At 72.8% G+C, this 20742-nt stretch carries 17 protein-coding genes; 7 read left to right on the plus strand and 10 right to left on the minus strand.

Going from position 1 to position 20742, the window contains the following annotated elements; all coding sequences use genetic code 11:
- The first annotated feature begins 13 nt into the window (after positions 1–13).
- Positions 14–1642 (plus strand): ABC transporter permease, encoded by a 1629-nt coding sequence (locus AC4IJH_RS05805; RefSeq protein ID WP_490850527.1) that lies wholly within the window; start codon positions 14–16, stop codon positions 1640–1642.
- A 36-nt stretch (positions 1643–1678) separates the two neighbouring features.
- Positions 1679–2743, plus strand: coding sequence for an ABC transporter ATP-binding protein (locus AC4IJH_RS05810; RefSeq protein WP_490850528.1), 1065 nt, complete (start codon positions 1679–1681; stop codon positions 2741–2743).
- Here the strand turns inward: AC4IJH_RS05810 and AC4IJH_RS05815 are convergent.
- Together AC4IJH_RS05815 and AC4IJH_RS05820 are read right to left on the minus strand one after the other, a co-directional pair.
- Positions 2733–3413 carry a response regulator gene (locus tag AC4IJH_RS05815; protein ID WP_490850529.1) on the minus strand — a complete coding sequence of 227 codons (681 nt, stop codon included), beginning with the start codon at positions 3411–3413 and terminating at the stop codon, positions 2733–2735. The two genes, AC4IJH_RS05810 and AC4IJH_RS05815, sit on opposite strands and share 11 nt — an antisense overlap.
- Before the next feature lie 62 nt (positions 3414–3475).
- Positions 3476–4663 (minus strand): sensor histidine kinase, encoded by a 1188-nt coding sequence (locus AC4IJH_RS05820; protein WP_490850425.1) that lies wholly within the window; start codon positions 4661–4663, stop codon positions 3476–3478.
- A 253-nt stretch (positions 4664–4916) separates the two neighbouring features.
- Here AC4IJH_RS05820 and AC4IJH_RS05825 point away from each other — a divergent pair, with 253 nt between their 5' ends.
- Together AC4IJH_RS05825 and AC4IJH_RS05830 are read left to right on the plus strand one after the other, a co-directional pair.
- Positions 4917–6230 (plus strand): glycosyltransferase 87 family protein, encoded by a 1314-nt coding sequence (locus tag AC4IJH_RS05825; RefSeq protein WP_490850426.1) that lies wholly within the window; start codon positions 4917–4919, stop codon positions 6228–6230.
- On the plus strand, positions 6227–7363 hold the full coding sequence (locus tag AC4IJH_RS05830) for a glycosyltransferase family 4 protein (protein WP_490850427.1): 1137 nt from the start codon (positions 6227–6229) through the stop codon (positions 7361–7363). Before AC4IJH_RS05825 ends, AC4IJH_RS05830 begins: the two co-directional genes overlap by 4 nt.
- Before the next feature lie 151 nt (positions 7364–7514).
- On the opposite strand, the gene AC4IJH_RS05835 is transcribed toward AC4IJH_RS05830, so the two are convergent.
- The 6 genes from AC4IJH_RS05835 to AC4IJH_RS05860 form a co-directional block, all read right to left on the minus strand.
- The gene (locus AC4IJH_RS05835; protein WP_490850428.1) at positions 7515–8471 is read right to left on the minus strand and encodes a DMT family protein; all 957 of its coding nucleotides are present in this window, start codon (positions 8469–8471) and stop codon (positions 7515–7517) included.
- A gap of 133 nt (positions 8472–8604) precedes the next feature.
- Entirely contained in the window at positions 8605–9798 is a 1194-nt protein-coding gene (locus AC4IJH_RS05840; protein WP_490850429.1) for an LOG family protein, read from the minus strand.
- Positions 9799–9861: 63 nt separating this feature from the next.
- Positions 9862–11034 (minus strand): hypothetical protein, encoded by a 1173-nt coding sequence (locus AC4IJH_RS05845; RefSeq protein ID WP_490850430.1) that lies wholly within the window; start codon positions 11032–11034, stop codon positions 9862–9864.
- Positions 11016–11753: an ABC transporter ATP-binding protein gene (locus AC4IJH_RS05850; RefSeq protein ID WP_490850431.1), complete on the minus strand. Its 738-nt coding sequence runs from the start codon at positions 11751–11753 to the stop codon at positions 11016–11018. The genes AC4IJH_RS05845 and AC4IJH_RS05850 overlap by 19 nt, the downstream gene beginning before the upstream one ends.
- A gap of 224 nt (positions 11754–11977) precedes the next feature.
- Positions 11978–13339 carry an aspartate aminotransferase family protein gene (locus AC4IJH_RS05855; protein ID WP_490850432.1) on the minus strand — a complete coding sequence of 454 codons (1362 nt, stop codon included), beginning with the start codon at positions 13337–13339 and terminating at the stop codon, positions 11978–11980.
- Positions 13340–13341: 2 nt separating this feature from the next.
- Entirely contained in the window at positions 13342–13833 is a 492-nt protein-coding gene (locus AC4IJH_RS05860) for an Lrp/AsnC family transcriptional regulator (protein WP_490850433.1), read from the minus strand.
- 171 nt (positions 13834–14004) lie between these two features.
- On the opposite strand from AC4IJH_RS05860, the gene AC4IJH_RS05865 reads away from it, so the two are divergent.
- Together AC4IJH_RS05865 and AC4IJH_RS05870 are read left to right on the plus strand one after the other, a co-directional pair.
- Positions 14005–15459: a gamma-aminobutyraldehyde dehydrogenase gene (locus AC4IJH_RS05865; RefSeq protein ID WP_490850434.1), complete on the plus strand. Its 1455-nt coding sequence runs from the start codon at positions 14005–14007 to the stop codon at positions 15457–15459.
- 88 nt (positions 15460–15547) lie between these two features.
- Positions 15548–16738 (plus strand): polyamine ABC transporter substrate-binding protein, encoded by a 1191-nt coding sequence (locus AC4IJH_RS05870; RefSeq protein WP_490850435.1) that lies wholly within the window; start codon positions 15548–15550, stop codon positions 16736–16738.
- Between the two features lie 39 nt (positions 16739–16777).
- On the opposite strand, the gene AC4IJH_RS05875 is transcribed toward AC4IJH_RS05870, so the two are convergent.
- The gene (locus AC4IJH_RS05875; protein ID WP_490850436.1) at positions 16778–18358 is read right to left on the minus strand and encodes a M4 family metallopeptidase; all 1581 of its coding nucleotides are present in this window, start codon (positions 18356–18358) and stop codon (positions 16778–16780) included.
- 374 nt (positions 18359–18732) lie between these two features.
- Here AC4IJH_RS05875 and AC4IJH_RS05880 point away from each other — a divergent pair, with 374 nt between their 5' ends.
- Entirely contained in the window at positions 18733–19995 is a 1263-nt protein-coding gene (locus tag AC4IJH_RS05880; RefSeq protein ID WP_490850437.1) for a beta propeller repeat protein, read from the plus strand.
- A gap of 45 nt (positions 19996–20040) precedes the next feature.
- On the opposite strand, the gene AC4IJH_RS05885 is transcribed toward AC4IJH_RS05880, so the two are convergent.
- Positions 20041–20742 carry a glycerophosphodiester phosphodiesterase gene (locus tag AC4IJH_RS05885; RefSeq protein ID WP_490850438.1) on the minus strand — a complete coding sequence of 234 codons (702 nt, stop codon included), beginning with the start codon at positions 20740–20742 and terminating at the stop codon, positions 20041–20043.

Raw genomic sequence — 20742 nt, forward strand, 5'->3', positions numbered from 1 at the left:
GCGCGGGACGGCGGTGCGGCTGGGGCTGATGGCCCTGCCGCTCGCCTTCTTCGCCCTCTTCTTCGCCTACCCCGTCACCGCGATCGTGGGGCGGGGCCTGCGCGAGGACGGGCGCTGGCAGCTCGGCCGGATCGGCGAGGTGCTGAGCGACCCGGACGTGCTGCACGTCCTGTGGTTCACCCTGTGGCAGGCGGCGGCCTCCACGGCGCTGACCCTGCTGATCGCGCTGCCGGGCGCGTATGTCTTCGCGCGCTTCTCCTTCCCCGGAAAGCAGCTGCTGCGGGCGGTGGTGGCGGTGCCGTTCGTGCTGCCCACCGTCGTCGTCGGCTCCGCCTTCCTGGCGCTCCTCGGGCGCGGCGGCGTACTGGACGACCTGTGGGGGGTGCGGCTGGACACCTCGGTGTGGGCGATCCTGCTCGCGCACGTCTTCTTCAACTACGCGGTGGTCGTACGCACCGTCGGCGGGCTGTGGGGGCAGCTGGACCCGCGGCAGGAGGAGGCCGCGCGGGTGCTGGGCGCCGGGCGCTTCACGGCCTGGCGGCGGGTGACGCTGCCCGCGCTGGCGCCCGCCGTGGCGGCGGCCACGCTGATGGTCTTCCTGTTCACCTTCACCTCCTTCGGAGTGGTGCAGATCCTGGGCGGGCCCGCCTTCTCCACGCTGGAGGTGGAGATCTACCGGCAGACCGCCGACTTCCTGGCGCTGCCGACCGCCGCCGTACTGACGATGGTCCAGTTCGCGGCGGTGCTGGCCCTGCTGGGACTGCACGCCTGGACCGTGCGGCGCCGTGAGACGGCGCTCAGGCTCGTGGACGCCTCCCGGACCGCGCGCCGGCCGCGGGGCGCGGGCCAGTGGGCGCTGCTGTGGGGCAACCTCCTGGTCATCGCGGTGCTGCTGATCGTGCCGCTGGTCGTGCTGGTGGAACGGTCCTTCGCCGCTCCCGACGGCTACGGCCTGGACTTCTACCGGGCCCTCGGCTCGGCCGCCGCGGCCGACAGCACCTTCGCCGTCGCACCGCTGAACGCCCTGGGGAACTCCCTGGCCTACGGAGCGGTGGCCACCGTGATCTCGCTGGTGATCGGCGGTCTGGCGGCGGCCGCGCTGACCCGGCGCGGCGGGCGGCTGGTACGGGGCTTCGACGCGCTGCTGATGCTGCCGCTGGGGGTTTCGGCGGTGACCGTCGGCTTCGGTTTTCTGATCACTCTCGACAAGCCGCCGCTGGATCTGCGCTCCTCCTGGTGGCTGGTGCCGCTGGCCCAGGCGCTGGTGGGCGTGCCCTTCGTCGTACGGACCATGCTGCCCGTACTGCGGGCGGTGGACGGGCGGCTGCGGGAGGCCGCGGCCGTGCTCGGGGCCTCGCCGTGGCGGGTGTGGCGCGAGGTGGACCTGCCGATGGTGCGCCGCGCGCTGCTGATCGCCGCGGGCTTCGCCTTCGCCGTCTCGCTGGGCGAGTTCGGGGCGACGATCTTCATCGCCCGCCCGGACAACCCCACGCTCCCGGTGGCCGTGGCCCGGCTGCTGGGGCGCGCGGGCGAGCTCAACTACGGGCAGGCGATGGCCCTGTCGACGATTTTGATGGTGGTGTGCGCGGGCGCGCTGCTGGCGCTGGAGCGCATGCGTACCGATCAGTCCGGGGAGTTCTAGGTGGCTGCTGACCGCTCGGCGACGAAGGCCGACCGCATCGTGGACAAGAGGGCCGCGGGCGGTGATCCATTGCTGCGGCTGGACGGGGTGACGGTGCGCTTCGGCGGGCGGGCCGAGGGGCCGGCCGCGCTGGACGCGGTGGACCTGGAGGTCGCCGAGCACGAGATCGTATGCGTCCTCGGGCCCAGCGGCAGCGGGAAGTCCACGCTGCTGCGGGTCGTGGCCGGGCTCCAGCAGGCCGAAGCGGGACGGGTGTTCCTCCAGGGCAGGGACCAGGCGGGGGTGCCCACGCACCGGCGCGGGGTCGGGCTGATGTTCCAGGACCACCAGCTCTTCCCGCAGCGCGACGTGGGCGGCAATGTCGCCTTCGGGCTGCGGATGCGCAAGGCCGCGCGCGCCGAACAGGAGCGCACGGTCGGCGAACTGCTGGAGCTGGTGGGGCTGCCGGGAGCGCAGCGGCGGTCCGTTGCGGCGCTGTCCGGGGGCGAGCAGCAGCGGGTCGCGCTCGCCCGCGCGCTGGCCCCCAGCCCCCGGCTGCTGATGCTGGACGAACCGCTCGGCCAGCTCGACCGCGGGCTGCGCGAGCGCCTGGTCGTCGAACTGCGGCGGCTCTTCGGCGAGTTGGGCACCACCGTACTGGCCGTCACGCACGACCAGGGCGAGGCGTTCGCGCTCGCCGACCGCGTCGTGGTCATGCAGGACGGGCGCATCGCCCAGAGCGGCACCCCGCTTCAGGTGTGGCAGCGGCCGGCGAGCGAGTTCGTGGCGCGCTTCCTCGGCTTCGACAACGTCGTGGCGGCCACGGTGCGCGGCGGGTCGGCGGACACCCCCTGGGGCAAGGTGCCCGTACCGGACGGCACGCAGGAGGGGCCCTGCCGGCTGCTCGTACGGCCCGCCGGGGTGCGGCTGACCGCGCCCGAGGACGGCCTGCCGTGCACGGTGGCGGCCCGGACCTTCCGCGGCACCCATGTCGCCCTGCTGCTCCAGCCCTCCACGGGGCCGCAGTTGGAGGCGGCCTGCGCGCTGCGGGACGCCCCCGAGGCGGGCGAGAGCGTGGGCATCGGCTTCGCCGCGCCAGATGTGGTGGTGCTCAGCTCCTGACGGCCCCCTTCGCCGCTGCATTGGGGACGACCAGGCCCAGCTCGTAGGCGAGGATCACGGCCTGGGCGCGGTCGCGCAGGCCCATCTTCGTGAACAGCCGGTTGATATGGGTCTTGACCGTGTGGTCGGTGATCGACAGCTGCTGGGCGATCTCCGCATTCGACAGGCCCTGCGCGATCAGCACCAGGACCTCCACCTCGCGGGCGGTGAGCTCCTCGACCGTGGCGACCGGGACCGGGGTGGCACGGCTGCGGACGAACTCCGCCACCAGGCGCTTGGTCACCTCGGGCGCCAGCAGGGCATTGCCCCTGGCCACGACCCGGACGGCGTGCAGGAGTTCGGGAAAGGTGGCGTCCTTGAGGAGAAAGCCGCTGGCCCCGGCGGCGAGCGCGTCGAAGACGTACTCGTCCAGGTCGAAGGTGGTCAGCATCAGCGCCTTGGTGGCGCCGTCGGAGGCGGCGACGATCTCACGGGCGGCCTCGATGCCGTTCTTGTGCGGCATACGGATGTCCAGCAGCACTACATCGGGGCGCCGCTCGGCCGCCATACGGACCGCCTGCGCCCCGTCCTCGGCCTCGCCCAGCACCTCGATGTCGTCCTGGGTGTTCAGGAGATTGGCGAAGGCGGTGCGGACGACGGCCTGGTCGTCTGCGACGATCGCCCGGATCACCCGGTCGGGCGCGGCCGAGGGCGAAGTCGTGGAGGGAGCCGGGGGCGTGGAAGGTGCCGGTGTCACAGGGGAAGATCCGCTTCTACGAGAAAACCGCCGTCGGGGCCGCGTCCCGCGGTGAGCGCACCGCCGAGCAGCACGGCCCGTTCCCGCATGCCCACCAGTCCGTGGCCGGTGTGTATCCCATCGGCAGGGCCCGGGCCGTCATCGGCGATACGCAGCCTCAGACGGTCGGGCAGATAGCCGATGTCGACCACCGTACGGGCACCGGGGGCATGCCGGCGCGCATTGGTCAGCGCCTCCTGGACGATGCGGTAGGCGGAGAGCTCCCAGGACGTGGGCAGGGTGACCCGCTCGCCGTCGATGCGCAGCTCCGCCTCGCCGCCCACCGCGATGTGCTGCTCCAGCAGGTCCTCCAGGCCGTCGAGCGTGGGCTGCGGGGCCGTCTCGGCTCTGTCGCCCTCGGTGCGCAGCACGCCCAGCAGACGGCGGAGTTCGGACAGCGAGGCGCGGGCGGAGGCGGCGATCTGCTGGAAGCCCTCGCGCGCCTGCGGGGAGAGATCGGCGGTGGTGTAGGTGGCGCCCTCCGCCTGCACGGCGATCACCGATACGGAGTGCGCCACCACGTCGTGCAGCTCGCGGGCCATCGCCGCCCGCTCCGCCTCCGCGGCCTGACGCCGCTCCATCGCGATCAACCGGGCCTGCGCCGCGGCCCGTTCACGCCGCGACTCCGCGCGGGCGCGCACCGCGTCGCCCATGGAGACCGCGCCGATGATCGCCACCGTCAGGACGAACGCCTCGGTGAACAGCCCGGGCGAGAGCCAGTCCCCGCCGCGGATGGCGGGGAAGATCTCGCCGTAGGTGCTGCGCCAGCGCAGGATGTGGATGACGTTCGCGGTCAGCGCGGCCAGCGCGCCCTCAGCGACCAGCACGGCCGGATGCTGGAGGCGGTGGCGGCCCAGGGTGTAGCAGCCGACCAGCCCGCTGACGATGGTGACGATGTAGAGGTTGTCGTCGGCGGCGAAGCCGACCACGGCGGCGGCCACCGCGAGGAACGCCACGGCGGGCTGCATGCGCAGCCACATCAGCGAGGCGGCCGAGGCCAGCACGCCGATGGTGACCGTCGGTGACGCGGGCGCGAACCACTCCAGCTCGGCTATCGCGAGCGCGGTCAGCGCGCCGCCGGTGACCCAGGGAAAGGCGGGCGCGGCGATCCGTGCGCGCAGCCGCTGCTGGAGGGAAGTGCTCATGGCTCCATTGTTCGTCCCGGCGCCGGCCGTGGCGTCGCCGCACGGGTTGATCCGGCGGGCCGGTGTCATACCACGGTGTGACGCGCAGGTTCGGATCGTCGGTTGACGTCTCGCGAAGGGCCCGTCCATAGCCTCGTGATCAGGGCGAGGACATGGGGGTCCGGCGATGACGAAGAGGGTGCAACGAGCACGGTACGCACGGCAGTTGGGTGCGTGGGCGAAGGGTGGGGCCGCTCTGGTTCCGGCGATTGCCGTGGCCTTCGGAGGCTGCGCGCTCGCGCTGGGAGGCGCATCCGGACTCGCCCCGCACCGCGCGTGGGGAGCGATCGCGGCGGTCGGGTACGGCATCGCGGCACTGGCCGCGGTCGTGGGGCGGCTGCGCGGCCGGGCCGGTTTGCTGCCCGCCGCCGTCGCGGTGGCGGGAGCCGTACTGCTGCCGCTGGTGGCCCTCGTGGTCACCGGCCGTTCCCAGCTGGAGGTCGCCGTCGTCGAGCGCTCGGGCGGCCTGCTGCTGTCCACCGGCAGTCCGTATCTCGCCGAGCCGTCCGTGGTGGCGGACTACAACCCGTATCTGCCGGGCATGGCGGTCTTCGGCCTCCCGCGCGCGCTCTTCGGCGACGGTGCGCTGGGCGACGCCCGCTGGTGGATGGCGGCGGCCTTCCTCGCGGCGCTGGCGGGCGCGGCCGCCGTACTGGCCCGCCGCACCGAGCAGCCCCGGCCCGCCGGGCCCACCGCGCTTCTCGGCGGCACGCGTCTGCTGTGGCTCGTGGCCTGCCCGATCGTGGCGCTGCCGCTGGCCGTGGGCGGCATCGACCTGCCCGTGATCGGACTGATGTGCCTGGGGCTGGCGTTGGCGGGGCGGGGGCAGGCGGGCCGCGCCGGGCTGGTGCTCGGTGTGGCGGCGGCCCTGAAGTGGACGGCCTGGCCCGCGCTGCCGGTGGCCTTCGCGCTGATGGCGGTGCGCCACGGACGCCGCCCGGCGCTGCGGGCGGGCGCCGTGGCCGCGCTGACCGCGGTGGTGGCCGTCGCTCCGTTCGCCCTGGCCCAGCCCTCGGCGTTCGTCGAGAACGTCATCGCCTTCCCCCTCGGCCTCGGCGCCACGTCCTCGCCCGCGGCGAGCCCGCTTCCCGGACACCTGCTGGCCGCGTACGTACCGGGCGGCACGGTCATCGCGGGAGCGCTGCTGGCGGTGAGCGCCGTACTGATTCTGCTGTGGCTGCGCCTGCGCCCACCGCTGAGCGTGCGCGCGGCGGCCGACCGCCTCGCCCTGGGCCTGGGCCTGGCCATGGCCCTGATGCCGGCCACCCGCTTCGGCTACCTCGTCTACCCCCTCGTGCTGTGGGCCCTGCCGCGGCTGGGCACCGGCACCGCGGGAAGGGACAGCGCGCGCGGCGGGAGCACGGCAGCGGCGGTGCGAGATGCGAGGCCCGGTGCGGCCATGTCCGAGGCGGAGGCAGCGAAGAGCGTGCCGGTGAGCGGCCCTCTGCCGATACGGGACGGGCGGTTCGCCGACGGCGGGGTGCCGGGTGCGGCGGTGGCGGCCGTGCGGGAGAGGGGGACGGTGTGAACCGTACGCTCGTCGTCACCAACGACTTCCCGCCCCGGCAGGGCGGCATCGAGACCTTCGTCCATGAACTGGTGAACCGCTTCCCGCCCGACCGCGTCGTGGTCCACACCTCGGCGGAGCCCGGCGCGTGCGCACACGACGCCGCCCTGCCCTACCCCGTCGTCCGCGACACAGGGCGCATGCTGCTGCCGACCCCGCGGACCACCGCCCGGAGCGTCGCCCTCGCGCGCTACTACGGCTGCGACAGCGTGTGGTTCGGGGCCGCCGCGCCGCTCGGGCTGATGGCGGGGAGCCTGCGCAGACAGGCCGGGGTGCGGCGCGTGGTGGCCACGACCCATGGGCACGAGGTCTGGTGGGCCCGTACACCCGGCGCGCGGTCACTGCTGCGGCGCATCGGATCGGGCGCGGACGCCGTGACCCACCTCGGGGCGGCCACCCGCGCACCGATCGCCTCCGCGCTCGGCCCCGCGGCCGCCCGGCGGATGGTCCGGCTGGTCCCGGGGGTCGACGCCGCCGCCTTCCGGCCCGGACAGGACCCACGGCCCGTGCGCGAGCGCTACGGCCTCACCGGCCGCCGGGTGATTCTGTGCGCCGCCCGGCTCGTACCGCGCAAGGGCCAGGACACCCTGATACGGGCGCTGCCCCTGGTGCGGCGTCGGCTGCCCGATGCCGCGCTGCTGCTGGTCGGCGACGGCCCCGACGAACAGCGGCTGCGGCGCATGGCCCGCGCCGAGGGCGTGCCGGACGCCGTGATCTTCACCGGAGGGCGGCCGCACCACGCCATGCCGTCCTTCTACGCCGCGGCCGACGCCTTCGCGATGCCCTGCCGCAGCCGACGGGGCGGGCTGGAGGTGGAAGGGCTGGGCATCGTGTTCCTGGAGGCGGCCGCCGCCGGACTGCCGGTCCTCGTCGGCGACTCGGGCGGCGCGCCGGACACCGTACGGGACGGCGAGAGCGGCCATGTCGTCGACGGCCACAGCCCGCAGGCCGTCGCCGAACGGCTCGTGGCCATGCTCGGCGACCCGGTCGCGGCCCGGGAGATGGGGGAGAAGGGCCGGGCCTGGGTGCGCTCGCACTGGGACTGGGAGCACTCCTACGAGGAACTGGCCCGGCTGCTGTCTCCTGGCGGGTGAGCCGGACCGGCCGCGGTGGCGGCTCGGCCACCCCTGCGCCTGTGGGCGCGTCGTGGCCGGTCGCGCCCGTGCGGCAGAGCCGCACAGCGACACCGTAGAGCCGTATAGCGACACCGTCCCGCGCCCCGTCGGGGGACGGTGTGCCCGCCGACTACCTCTTTGTGGCGGCCGAGGGTTCGGGCGTCGCCGCCTCGGTGGCGGGGCCGGGCGGTGCGGCCTCGGACTGCTCCGGGGCGCCGCCCTCCGGCTCGCCGAACCAGGCCACGGCGACGGCGCCCGCCACCGCCACCACGAAGCCGAGGATGGCGACCCAGGCGAAGCCGGGGCGGGAGGAGTCGCCCAGCCACAGCACGCCGAGGATGCCGGGCACCACCGTTTCGCCCACGACCAGCGCGGCCGTGGCGCCGTTGACCGAACCGATCTGGAGGGCCACCGTGTGCAGATACATCCCGCCGATGCCCGCGACGAGGATCGCGTACAGGGCCGGGTCGCTCAGCAGGGCGCCCAGGTCGAAGGGCTGCACGCCGTTGAGGACGCGCACGCCCACGCCGAGCGCGCCGAAGCCCAGACCCGACAGCAGACCGGCCAGGATCGCGGCGCGCGAGCCCAGCAGCCGTACGGCGAGCGTGCCCAGCGCCATCAGCGCCACGGCGGCGGCCAGCAGCCACCAGTGCGAGGCGATCGGGGTGGCCCCGCTGCCCTCCGGGCCCGCCGCGGTGGCCAGCAGCACCAGGGCCGAGCAGACCACGCCGATGGAGATCCACTCGGGCCGGCTGAGCTTGATGCCGAGCATCTTGATGCTCAGCACGGCCGTGATGACCAGGTTGGCGCTGATCACCGTCTGGGACAGGAAGAGCGGCAGCATACGGGCGGCCAGCGCGCCCAGGCCGAAGCCTATGAAGTCCAGCACCGTACCGACCATGAACTCCCAGGTCACGGCGGCCTTCGCGGTGGAGGAGAGGCTGGGTCCGCCGTGCTGGGTGACACCGGTCGTGGAGGCGGCGGCCGCCTCCTGGCGAGCGGACTTGCGCGACCCCACCGCCTGCAGGACCGAACCCGTGCCGTAACAGGCCGAAGCCGCTACCGCCGTCAGAAGGCCGATGATCACCAAGTGCTCCGTTCGCGAACCGCGTGCAATACGTCCGACTGCCAGACGCGTATTCGGGCACGAGCGTTGCCTGTGGCGACCAAACGTAAGGTCGCTATCCGGTAACCGAGCGGGGAGCGGGCCGGGCGCCGGCTCAGCAGCCGGGCCCCGAGGTGAGCCGCGCGAGCGCCTCGGACGCCTCCTCCACACAGTCCACCAGCGCGATCCGGGACGCCATCGACCGGTTGGCGGCCAGCGCCTGCAGCAGCGGCCAGGCCGGCAGGTGCTCGGTCCAGTGCGCGCGGTCGACCAGCACCATCGGCGTCGGCTCGCCCCGGGACTCGTAGTAGTTCGGGGTCGCGTTGTCGAAGATCTCCTGTACGGTCCCGGCGGCGCCCGGCAGGAAGACGACCCCGGCATTCGAGCGCGCCAGCAGCCCGTCCTCGCGCACGGCATTGACGAAGTATTTGGCGATGTGCTGCGCGAAGACGTTCGGCGGCTCGTGCCCGTAGAACCAGGTGGGGATGCCGATGGAGTCCCCGCCGCCCGGCCAGCGTTCCCGCACGTCGAAGGCGGCCCGCGCCCAGTCCGTCACCGAGGGCGCGAAGTGCGGCGCCTTGGCCAGGAGTTCCAGGGCCTCCTCCAGCATCGCGTCGTCGAAGGGCGCGGCATACGCCCCCAGGTTCGCCGCCTCCATGGCGCCCGGACCGCCGCCGGTGGCCACCGTCAGCCCACTGCGGGCGAGCCCGCGGCCCAGCCGTGCGGCGCCCGCGTACGGCGCCGAGCCGCGCTCCAGGGCGTGCCCGCCCATCACCCCCACCACCCGCGCACCGGCCACCTGCTCGTCCAGCGCGTCGGAGACCGCGTCGTCGTGGATGCTGCGCAGCATCGACGCGAAGATGTCGCCGTCGGACCTGGTGCGCCCGTACCACTCGTACGCGCGGGCGTCCGGCGTCGCCCCGTAGCCCGCCGCGCTCTCAAGCCCCTCGAAGAGTTCGTCGGGCCCGTACAGCGACCCCCGGTACGGGTTGAACGCAAGATTCGGTATCGGCGGGAAGACCAGTGCCCCGGTGGCGCGCACCTGTGCCGCGGCGGCGGGCTCCATCGGGCAGCCCAGGAAGACGGCGTCGGCGGTGTTCGCGCCCAGCAGCGCGGACGTACGGCCCGTCAGATCCACGGACTGGACGCGGTGACCGGACAGATCGCCCTGGGCGATGGCCCGGTCGAACTCCTCAAGGGTTTCGATCTCGCGGTCGGGGTGCGGATCGGGGTGCTGGTCGAAGGCGGGAGTTCCAGCGGGGGTTCCAACGGACTGGGGACGCTCGGGAGTCGGCTGCACGTCCGCCATCGTAGGCACACCGCCGCGCCGCCAAGAGGGGGCACCGCAGCGGGGCGTGGATCCCGGCGGCCCTCAGGGGAGCAGGGGCAGCGCGGACAGTTCGGCGACAGCCCAGGTGAGCGGCGCCAGCACCACGACCAGGGCGGTGGCGCGCAGCGCGGCGGCCCGGTGCAGCAGCGAGGCGGGCGCGCCGAGGCGCCGCAGGGCGGCGGTGGTGTACGTGCGCGCCGAGCGCGCCTCCAGCGTGGCGGTGAGCGCGCTGGCGGTGGCGCAGGCCAGGACGAGCGCGGCGCCCAGTCCGGTGAGCGGCCCGAACGGGCGCACGGGGTAGGTCTCGTACAGCTTGGCCGCGGCGTACGCGCCGGAGGCCACCGCGCACAGCACACCCAGCGGACGGCCGATGCGGCGGGACTCCTCCTGCAGGACCCGGCCCGACAGCAGGCGCAGCGCACCGGGCCGGCCCGCGCCCAGCAGCCGCCCGCACAGATGGGTCAGCCCCGGCCCGGCCAGCACCAGCCCCAGCGCGGACAGCGTCCAGCCCAGCAGGACCCCGGGCGGGCTGCCCACGATGCGTCCCGGCAGCGGCAGCAGGCCCTCGGCGGCGGTGGCGCCCCGGCCCGCGTACGCCTCCAGGGCCAGGCCCGCCGCGGTGAGCGCGATGCCCCAGGGCAGGCCGGTGGAGGTGAGCGACCGGGGCGCGTCGGCGGTGGCGGCCGCGGGGGCGGGCGGGGCGTTCTTGCGGGGGCGCAGCGTCACGGCGGTGGCCGCGGCGGCGCAGACCGGAACGACGGCGAGCAGGATCAGTACGGCGCCGATGGGCAGCGGGTGTCCCGCGCCCAGCAGTTCGGCCGCCGCACCACCCAGTGGGCGGCCGCCCAGGCCGCCGCGCAGATGCAGGAAGGCCAGCAGCGCCAGGACGGAGCCCAGGACGCAGGACAGCGCGGTGGAGGAGGCGGCGAGCAGCGTCAGGCGTACGGGGCCCAGGCCGGCGGCGGTCATGCCCCGCTGGAGCCGGGCGGCGGGGTCCGTACGGGCCACGGACACCGACAGCTGGACGGTGGCGGCCAGCGGCACCACGCACCACACCAGGCGCAGGACGGAGTCGGCGGTCGCGGCGGGGTGGCCGCTGGCGTGCCCGAGGGAGGCCAGCAGGAGGAAGCCGGTGCCCGCGGAGGCCGCGGTGACGAACAGACGGCGGAGCAGGACCAGGGGGTGGGAGCCGCGGGCTAGACGGAGAGCGAGCACGCCGGCCTGCTTTCCGCGTCGGTGGGCCCGGCGGCCGGCATGGCGCTGGCCCGCCTGCCGTCGACGAGGGTCACGGTGCGGTCGGCGAGGGTGGCGGCCTCGGGCTCGTGCGTGGCCAGCACGACCGTGATGCGGTGCGAGCGGGCCGCGGTGGTCAGGGTGCGCAGCACCTGGGCGCCGTCGGCGCGGTGCAGCGGGGCGGTGGGCTCGTCGGCGAAGAGCACCTGCGGAGTGGTCGCCAAGGCCCGCGCCAGGGCGATCCGTTGGCGCTGGGACTGGTCGAGCCGGTCGGGGCGGCGGCGGGCGCACTGGCCCACGTCCAGGCGGTCCAGCCACTCGCAGGCGGTGTTCTTGGCGGCGCGGTGTCCCTCGCCGCGCAGCAGCAGCGGCAGCGCGGCGTTCTCCCACGCGGTCAGCTCGGGGACCAGCTGCGGCTCGGTGTCCACCCAGCCGAAGCGGTCCAGGCGCAGCCGTTCGCGGCTGAGGGCGCTGAGGGTGTGGACGGGGGCGCTGTTGAACCAGACCTCGCCGCGCTCGGCCGCCAACTGACCCGACAGGCACTTGAGCAGGGTGGTCTTCCCGCAGCCGCGGGGGCCGGTGACGGCGAGGATCTCGCCCTCGCGGACCCCGAGGGAGACGCCCGCGAGCGCGGGGGTGCCACCGTATGCGTGGTGCAGTCCACGAGCCCAGATCACATCGTTGTCGGGCGGGGCCACCATCTGCGCACCTCTTGGTAGTTCGCGTCCATTCGTTCCCCTGGCCGGGTGAACGACCATGGAGGGTATCGGTCACTGGCACGGTAAGGACTGGCGACCCTGGCATTTGCCGCTCGGCACGTGCAAGGGCCCAGGTTCACTCATATGGCTTGATACCAGTGAACCCGGGCCCGGCGATGTTCAGTTGGGCCGCCGCTACACGGTCGTAGACGGGACAAAGGGCGAGGTCAGAGCTTGGTCCAGGCCTCGGTGAGGACCGTGCGCAGGATCTGCTCGATCTCGTCGAAGACCGGCTGGTCGGCGATCAGCGGCGGCGCGAGCTGGACGACCGGGTCGCCGCGGTCGTCGGCGCGGCAGTAAAGGCCGTTGTCGTAAAGGGCCTTGGACAGGAAGCCGTACAGGACGCGTTCGGTCTCCGCCTCGTCGAAGGACTCCTTGGTGGTCTTGTCCTTGACCAGTTCGATGCCGTAGAAGTACCCGTTTCCGCGCACATCGCCGACGATCGGCAGGTCGTGCAGCTTCTCCAGCGTGGCGCGGAAGGCGCCCTCGTTGTCCAGGACGTGCTGGTTGAGGCCCTCGCGCTCGAAGATGTCCAGGTTGGCCAGGCCCACGGCGGCGGAGACCGGGTGGCCGCCGAAGGTGTAGCCGTGCAGGAAGGTGTTCTCGCCCTGGTAGAAGGGCTCGGCCAGGCGGTCGGAGATGATGCAGGCGCCGATGGGGGAGTAGCCCGAGGTCATGCCCTTGGCGCAGGTGATCATGTCCGGTACGTAGCCGAACTTGTCGCAGGCGAACATCGTGCCGAGCCGGCCGAAGGCGCAGATGACCTCGTCGGAGACGAGCAGCACGTCGTACTGGTCGCAGATCTCGCGGACCCGCTGGAAGTAGCCGGGCGGGGGCGGGAAACAGCCGCCGGCGTTCTGCACGGGCTCCAGGAAGACCGCGGCGACGGTGTCCGGGCCCTCGAAGAGGATCTGCTGCTCGATCTGGTCGGCGGCCCAGCGGCCGAAGGCCTCGGGGTCGTCGGCGTGGATCGGCGCGCGGTAGATGTTGGTGTTGGGGACCTTGTGGGCGCCGGGGACCAGCGGCTCGAAGGGGGCCTTCAGGGCGGGCAGGCCGGTGATGGACAGCGCGCCCTGCGGGGTGCCGTGGTAGGCCACCGCCCGCGATATCACCTTGTGCTTGGTGGGCTTGCCGGTGAGCTTGAAGTACTGCTTGGCCAGCTTCCAGGCGGTCTCCACCGCCTCGCCGCCGCCGGTGGTGAAGAAGACCTTGTTCAGATCGCCCGGGGCGTGGTGCGCCAGGCGCTCGGCGAGCTCCACGGCCTTGGGGTGGGCGTAGGACCACACGGGGAAGAAGGCGAGTTCCTGCGCCTGCTTGTAGGCGGTCTCGGCCAGCTCCACCCGGCCGTGGCCCGCGTTGACCACGAAGAGGCCGGCCAGGCCGTCGATGTAGCGCTTGCCCTTGTCGTCGTAGATGTTGGTGCCCTCGCCGCGCACGATCGTCGGCACGGGGGCGTTCTCGTACGACGACATGCGGGTGAAGTGCATCCACAGATGGTCGTACGCCGTCTTGGAGAGGTCGCTACCCATAGCTATCTCGTTCCCCAGGTGTAGGTCTGCTTCCGGAGCTTGAGGTAAACGAAGCTCTCGGTGGAGCGCACGCCGGGCAGCGTGCGGATCCGCTTGTTGATCATTTCCAGCAGGTGGTCGTCGTCCTCGCAGACGATCTCGATCAGCAGATCGAAGGAGCCCGCGGTCATGACGACGTACTCGACCTCTTCCATCGCCGTCAGGGCGTCGGCCACCGGGTCGAGGTCGCCCTCGACGTTGATGCCGACCATCGCCTGGCGCCGGAAGCCGACCGTGAGGGGGTCGGTGACCGCGACGATCTGCATCACGCCTTGGTCGAGCAGTTTCTGTACGCGCTGGCGTACCGCCGCCTCGGACAGGCCCACGGCCTTGCCGATCGCGGCATACGGACGGCGCCCGTCCTCCTGGAGCTGCTCGATGATCGCCAGGGAGACGGAGTCGATCGACGGGGTGCCGGTTCGCTCGGCGCTGTTACGGGGGGCCACGTCCCTCACTGTGCACGAGGGTCGACAGTCCCGCAACCCCGATTCAATGAAATCAGTTGGCAAAGAGATCCAGGGCCACGGATTTCGTTGTCTATGGGTTGTGGGTATGTCGAAAGCGTGGCCCTACTGACTAGTGTGGGTGTCTCATCCATCGGACATCCGAACAGGAGGAGCCGCAACGTGACCATCGAACTGCGTCGTCTGCGCAACTACATCGACGGGGAGTTCCGGGACGCCGCCGACGGCCGGACAACGGACGTGGTCAACCCGGCGACGGGTGAGGCGTATGCCACCGCTCCGCTGTCGGCCGCCGCCGATGTGGACGCTGCGATGACGGCCGCCGAGGCGGCCTTCCCCGCCTGGCGCGACCTGGTCCCCGCCGAGCGCCAGAAGGTCCTCCTCAAGGTCGCCGACCGCTTCGAGGAGCGGGCCGAGGAACTGATCGCCGCCGAGTCGGAGAACTGCGGCAAGCCGATCGCGCTCGTACGCTCCGAAGAGATCCCGCCGATGGTCGACCAGATCCGCTTCTTCGCGGGCGCGGCCCGGCTGCTGGAGGGGCGCGCGGCCGGCGAGTACATGGACGGCTTCACCTCCATCATCCGCCGTGAGCCGGTCGGGGTGTGCGCGCAGGTCGCGCCGTGGAACTACCCGATGATGATGGCCGTGTGGAAGTTCGCCCCGGCGCTGGCCGCGGGCAACACCGTCGTCCTCAAGCCCTCGGACACCACCCCCGCCTCCACCGTCCTGATCGCCGAGATCATCGGCGGCGTACTGGAGGAACTGGGCCACCCCAAGGGCGTGTTCAACGTCGTGTGCGGCGACCGCGACACCGGCCGCCTCATGGTCGAGCACGACATCCCGGCGATGGCCTCGATCACCGGCTCCGTACGGGCCGGCATGCAGGTCGCCGAGTCCGCGTCCAAGGACCTCAAGCGGGTCCACCTGGAGCTGGGCGGCAAGGCGCCGGTCGTGGTCTTCGAGGACACCGACATCGCCAAGGCGGTGGAGGACATCTCGGTGGCGGGCTACTTCAACGCCGGCCAGGACTGTACGGCCGCGACCCGGGTGCTGGTGCACGAGTCGATCCACGACGAGTTCGTCACCGCGCTGTCCAAGGCCGCCGCCGACACCAAGACCGGCGCCGTCGACGACGAGGACGTGCTGTACGGGCCGCTGAACAACGCCCGTCAGCTCGCGCAGGTCAAGGGCTTCATCGAGCGGCTGCCCGCGCACGCCAAGGTCGAGACCGGCGGCCAGCAGGTCGGCGAGAAGGGCTACTTCTTCGCGCCGACCGTCATCTCCGGCCTCAAGCAGGACGACGAGATCGTCCAGCAGGAGGTCTTCGGACCGGTCATCACCGTGCAGTCCTTCCAGGACGAGGACCAGGCCGTGACCTGGGCCAACGGTGTGGAGTACGCGCTGGCCTCCTCGGTGTGGACCAAGGACCACGCGCGCGCCATGCGGATGTCCAAGAAGCTCGACTTCGGCTGCGTATGGATCAACACCCACATCCCGCTGGTCGCGGAGATGCCGCACGGCGGCTTCAAGAAGTCCGGCTACGGCAAGGACCTCTCGGCGTACGGCTTCGAGGACTACACCCGCGTCAAGCACGTGATGACCTCGCTGGACGGCTGAGCGGCCGACACACCGTCGCGGGCGCGGGCCCGGCAGTGGACGTACTGTCCCTTGCCGCCCGCGCCCGCCACACGTGAGAGTGCTCGCCATGGCTGATCACTGGGGTTTCGCGCGCCCGACACGGCGTTCACTGCTGCTCGGTACGGCGGGCGCGCTCGCGGCCGGGGCGCTCGCCGGGTGCGGGGTGCCCGCCGCGTACGTCGAGCCGGGCGACCGCGGCGCCCGTGACCTGTCCGAGCGCGACAAGGCGCTGCACTTCGCCAACTGGCCGCTCTACATCGACGTCGACGACCACGACAAGACCAAGCGGCCCACTCTGGACGCCTTCCGGCGGCGCACCGGCATCGACGTCACCTACACCGAAGAGATCAACGACAACGACGAGTTCTTCGGGAAGATCAGCCCCGCGCTGATGAACCACCAGCCCACGGGCCGCGACCTGATCGTCATCAGCGACTGGATGTGCGCCCGCTTCGTACGGCTGGGGTGGGTGCAGGAGATGGACCGCGCCCGCCAGCCCCACGTCGCCCGCCATCTGGACCCGCTGCTGCGCGGGCCGCACTTCGACCCCGGGCGCAGGCACAGCGTGCCCTGGCAGTCCGGCATCACCGGCATCGCGTACAACCGCAGAAAGCTCGGCCGGGAGATCCGGCACACCGCCGACCTGTGGAAGGACGATCTGCGCGGCCGGGTCACCCTGCTGGCCGGGCTGGACGAGGCCTTCGCGATGCTCATGCAGGGCAACGGAGTGGACATCGGCCGCTGGAAGGCGGACGACTTCTACCGGATGACCGATCAAATCCGCTCGCTGGTGCGCAAGAAGCACATCCGCCGCTTCACCGGCAACGACTACATCAAGGACCTCGCCTCGGGCGACGTGCTCGCCGCCCAGGCCTACTCCGGCGATGTGATCCAGCTCAAGGCCGACAACCCGGACATCGAGTTCGTGGTGCCCCAAGAGGGCGCCGAGCTGTGGGCGGAGAGCCTGATGATCCCCGACCGCGCCGCCCACAAGAAGAACGCGGAACGCCTCATCGACTACTACTACGAGCCCGAGGTGGCCGCCGAACTGGCGCTGTGGGTCAGCTATGTGTGCCCCGTACCGGCCGCGCGCGAGGTACTGGCCTCCGCCAAGGACAAGGAGCGCGCCGAACTCGCCGAGGACCCGCTGGTCTTCCCCGACAAGGAGATGCGCGCCCGGCTGGCGATCGCCCGGGACATCACCCCCAAGGAGCGCCCCGCCTTCGCCAAGGAGTGGAACGCGCTCGCCGGGCTGTGAGACCGGTGCGGGCCGGGCGGCCCGCACCGGTGCGGTGGCTCAGGTGACGTTCACCCCGGTCCAGGCGGCGGCGGTCGCGTTGTAGTTGGCGCTGCCCTGGCCGTACAGGTCGCGTGCCGCGTTCAGCGTCGCGGTGCGCGCGGCCTTGTAGTTGGTGTTGGAGGTCATGTAGACGGTCAGCGCCCGGTACCAGATCTTCTCGGCCGCGGCCCGGCCGATCCCGGTGACCGGCTGGTTGTTGTACGTGGGGCTGTCGTAGCTGACGCCGTTGATGACCTTGGGTCCGCTGCCCTCGGACAGCAGGTAGAAGAAGTGGTTGGCCACGCCCGAGGAGTAGTGGACGTCGATGCTGCCGATGCCGGAGTACCAGCTGTCCTTGGAGCGGCCGTCCTTGCTGGGCTTGTCCATGTAGCGCAGCGGCCTGCCGTTGCCGAACAGGTCGACCTTCTCGCCCACCAGGTAGTCGCCCACGTCGTTGGGGTTGTTGGTGTAGAACTCCGTGGTCGCCGCGAAGATGTCGGAGGTGCCCTCGTTGAGGCCGCCGGACTCACCGCTGTAGACCAGCTTGGCGGTGGCGGAGGTGACGCCGTGCGTCATCTCGTGAGCGGCGACGTCGATCGAGGTCAGCGGCTTGGCGTTGCCCTGCCCGTCCCCGTAGGTCATGCAGAAACAGGAGTCCTGCCAGAACGCGTTGGCGTAGTTGTTGCCGTAGTGCACCCGGCTGGTGCTGCCCCTGCCGTCCCCGCGGATGCCGTTGCGCCCGTGCACGGCCTTGTAGTAGTCCCAGGTCATCGCGTGCCCGTAGTGCGCGTCCACCCCCGCCCGCTGGCGCTGGTCGTCCCAGCTGTCGTCGGGGTCGGTGAAGGTGGCGCAGCTGCCGCTCGTGGCGCCGCGCATGTCACAGGTGCGGTGGTTGCCGCGCTTGGGGTCGATCAGCTCGTACAGCCTGGTGGAGGCGTTCTGCGTGGTGTCGACGGTGACCCGCCCGCTGTAGTTGCTGTTGCCGCTGCCGTGCCGCACCGCCTGATAGCGGAACAGCTCCGTGCCGCGGTTCGCATCGGAGATCACATGCAACTCACTGGGCGAACCGTCCCGTTGGAGCCCGGTGGCCACCGCTTCCCAGGCCAGCACCGGCCTGCCGGAAGCGGCCCAGACCACCAGCCGGGGGGCCTTCGCCGTGGACCGGCTGTCGCCCGCCGCCGACGCCGCCTTGAGCGCGTGCGTACGCGCGAACGCGGCGCCCTTCTCGGGAGTAGTGGACGGCACACTGATCGTCGCTCCAGTGGCCTTGGTGACGGACGAGGATTGCCGGCCGGATCTCTGATGGGTGATCAGGTCGCCGCCCAGTACCGGGAGTCCGGCGAACGTCCGCTCGTACCGCGTGTGCACCGTACCGTCGGTGTCCTTGACGACGTCGGCGACCAGCAGCTTCTCGCGGTCCCCGAGCCCGAGCGAGCCGGCGGTCGCGCCCGCGTCGGCCTGTGCGGCCTTGATCAATGCGACGCGCTGCTGTGGCGAGAGCGGGGCCGAAGCGTCGTCCTGCGCGCCGGCCGTGCCGGTCTGCAGCCCTGCGACCAGGGCGGCGGCAGCTATCAATGGGAGGGAGGAGGAGAGTTTCACTGCGTCTGACTCCTTTTGGCGGGGCCGCAGCCGTGCGGCCTGGGGGGTGTGCCGGGGAGCAGTGGGACGGGTCGCGGGCCGGGGCGATCGGCTCCCGTCGGGTCAAAGGGGCGTCCAGGCCCGCGAGTTGAGGCTGAGCATCCCACCGGCACAGCACGCTGTCAGGTCCCCGACAACACCCCCGTGGCAAGTCGTCCGAAATCCAGCCCCTGTGGTCCGCCAATCGGACACCGCGGTCGGCCGTGCGGCGAAAAGCGCTGTTCGGTGAAGCGCTCGCCGTCCCGGCGGCGGTGGAATCCCGCCGTTGCCTCTGGGGTGGCGGTGCGGTCGGGGGCGGGGGAGGGGCAGGCCCGGTGGGCGGCTGCGGGCCGCCGGTGGCCGTTCGCGCAGTTCCCCGCGCCCCTGACTGCTCGCAGTCCCAGCAGCCGGCCGGAGGCGCCGCCGCCAACGGCCGCTCGCCCCAGAGCCTCGGCTTTCGGCACCATCCCGCCGCCGTCCAGTACCCCGCCCACGAGGAGGACAGCGGCGGCGAGCCGGGCCTGAACGCCCTGGTCCCGTACGGACAGTGCGTCCTGGGCGTGGGCAAGTACGCCAACGGATTCCGCGACGTCACCGCCAACTGGATGGGCAACGCCGACTGCACCCGGCTGCGCCTGGACCCCGCGCCCTCCTCGGCCCGCGAGGACGTACCCCAGGACTGGGCCCCCAACCAGGGCCAGGGCGGCTGGTCCGGCGGCGGGGTCGGCGGGCAGGCGGTGCTGGCCGGGCCGGACGGCTCGGTGCTCGGCGCCGACACCCACCTCGTGCGGCGCACGGCCGACGGAGAGGTGGAGACCCTCGCGGACCTCGAGGTCCCCACCGGCGACCGCAAGCCGGGCGTGGACCCCGCAACCGCCGACGGCGGCGGCGCCCGCGCCATGGTCCGCGGCGGAAAGCGGCTGCTGATCGGCGGCGGAGTGAGCGTGCGGCGCCGCAACAGCCCCGTGCTGCGCCGCAACAGCCCCGTGCTGTGGGTCTCCACGGACGGCGGGCGCAGCGTGGAGCGGACCACGCTGCCGCGGCCGCCCGGCTTCGCGGCGGACGGCAGCGGCCCGTGGCTCTCCGGCGTCACCGCGATGGCCGCCGACGGCGAACGCGTGGTGGCGCTGGGCTCGGCGCCCGACGACGGGCCGCGGCGGGTGCCGGTGTGGACCTCCACCGACGGCGGCAGGACCTGGCAGGCCTCCACCGCCGGCCCGATCGCCAAGGGGGCGACGATCAGTGGCGTACTGCGCGACGGCAACCGCTGTCTCGCCTACGGCGGACGGCTGCGGTACGGCGCGAGGGACCTCCCGTTCGCGATGACCAGCGCGGATGGGCGCACCCGGAAGACCGAGGACGTCTCGGCGATGGGCGAGGGCTGGATCGCGGGCGCGGTGGTGGACGGCGGCGGGCAGCTGGTCCTGCTCGGCCGCGTCATGAAGGACCGCGAGTGGTGCGGCACGGTGTGGACGGGCGGCATCGGCAAGCGGGCCGAACGCGCCGCGCTGGGCTGCGGCAGGGCGCACCCCACGGCCGTCGGAACGCGCGCCGACGGGGTGGCCGTCATCGCGGGCGGCAAGGACCTGTGGGTCCGCGACGGCAAGCGGACGGGGTGAGCGGGGCGCCGTCCCGGCGCCCCGCGCCACGGACCGGCGCCCGCCTCAGCGCCCGACCAGTTCCCGCACCGCCCCCACCCGGTTGGTGGTGACCGCGTCCACCCCGGCCCGCAGCAGCCGCCGCACCGAACGCGGCGTGTCCACCGTCCACGCGGCGACCAAGTAGCCCTCCTCGTGGGCGCGTTGGACCAGCGACCGGCTCACCAGCCCGAAGTGGTAGTTGAGCCAGCGCGGCCGGACGCGGGCCAGCAGCTCGGGGCGCGGCGGGGCCGTACGCGCCCAGGAGAAGGCGATCTCGGCGTCCGGGTCCGCGGCGCGCACGGCCAGCATCGCGGTGCCGCCGCCGCTGTAGTAGGCGCCCTGGGCCGCGCCGGACTCGTGCACCTCGGTGACGGCGCAGGCCGCGGCCGCGGGGTCGGGAAGGTCGACCAGGGCCCGCGTGCCGGGGTACTTGGCGATCAGCGCGAGGGCGTCGCGCAGCGTCGGCAGGCCGCCCGCCGTCAGCTCGTGCACCTGGGCGAAGGTGAGCGCGGCGAGCGGGCGGTCATGGCCCCACAGGCGCTCCAGCGTCGCGTCGTGGAGCAGCACCGGTACGCCGTCGCGGGTAGGGCGCACATCGATCTCCACGGCGTCGGCACCGGCCTCCAGCGCCGCCCTGATGGCGGCGAGGGTGTTCTCGCGGCGGATGTACGGGTCGCCGCGGTGGCCGATGACCGCGGGCCGCCGGGCGGCGGGGGCGGCGGTCAC

It is taken from the genome of Streptomyces sp. UF-297, assembly GCF_058245575.1.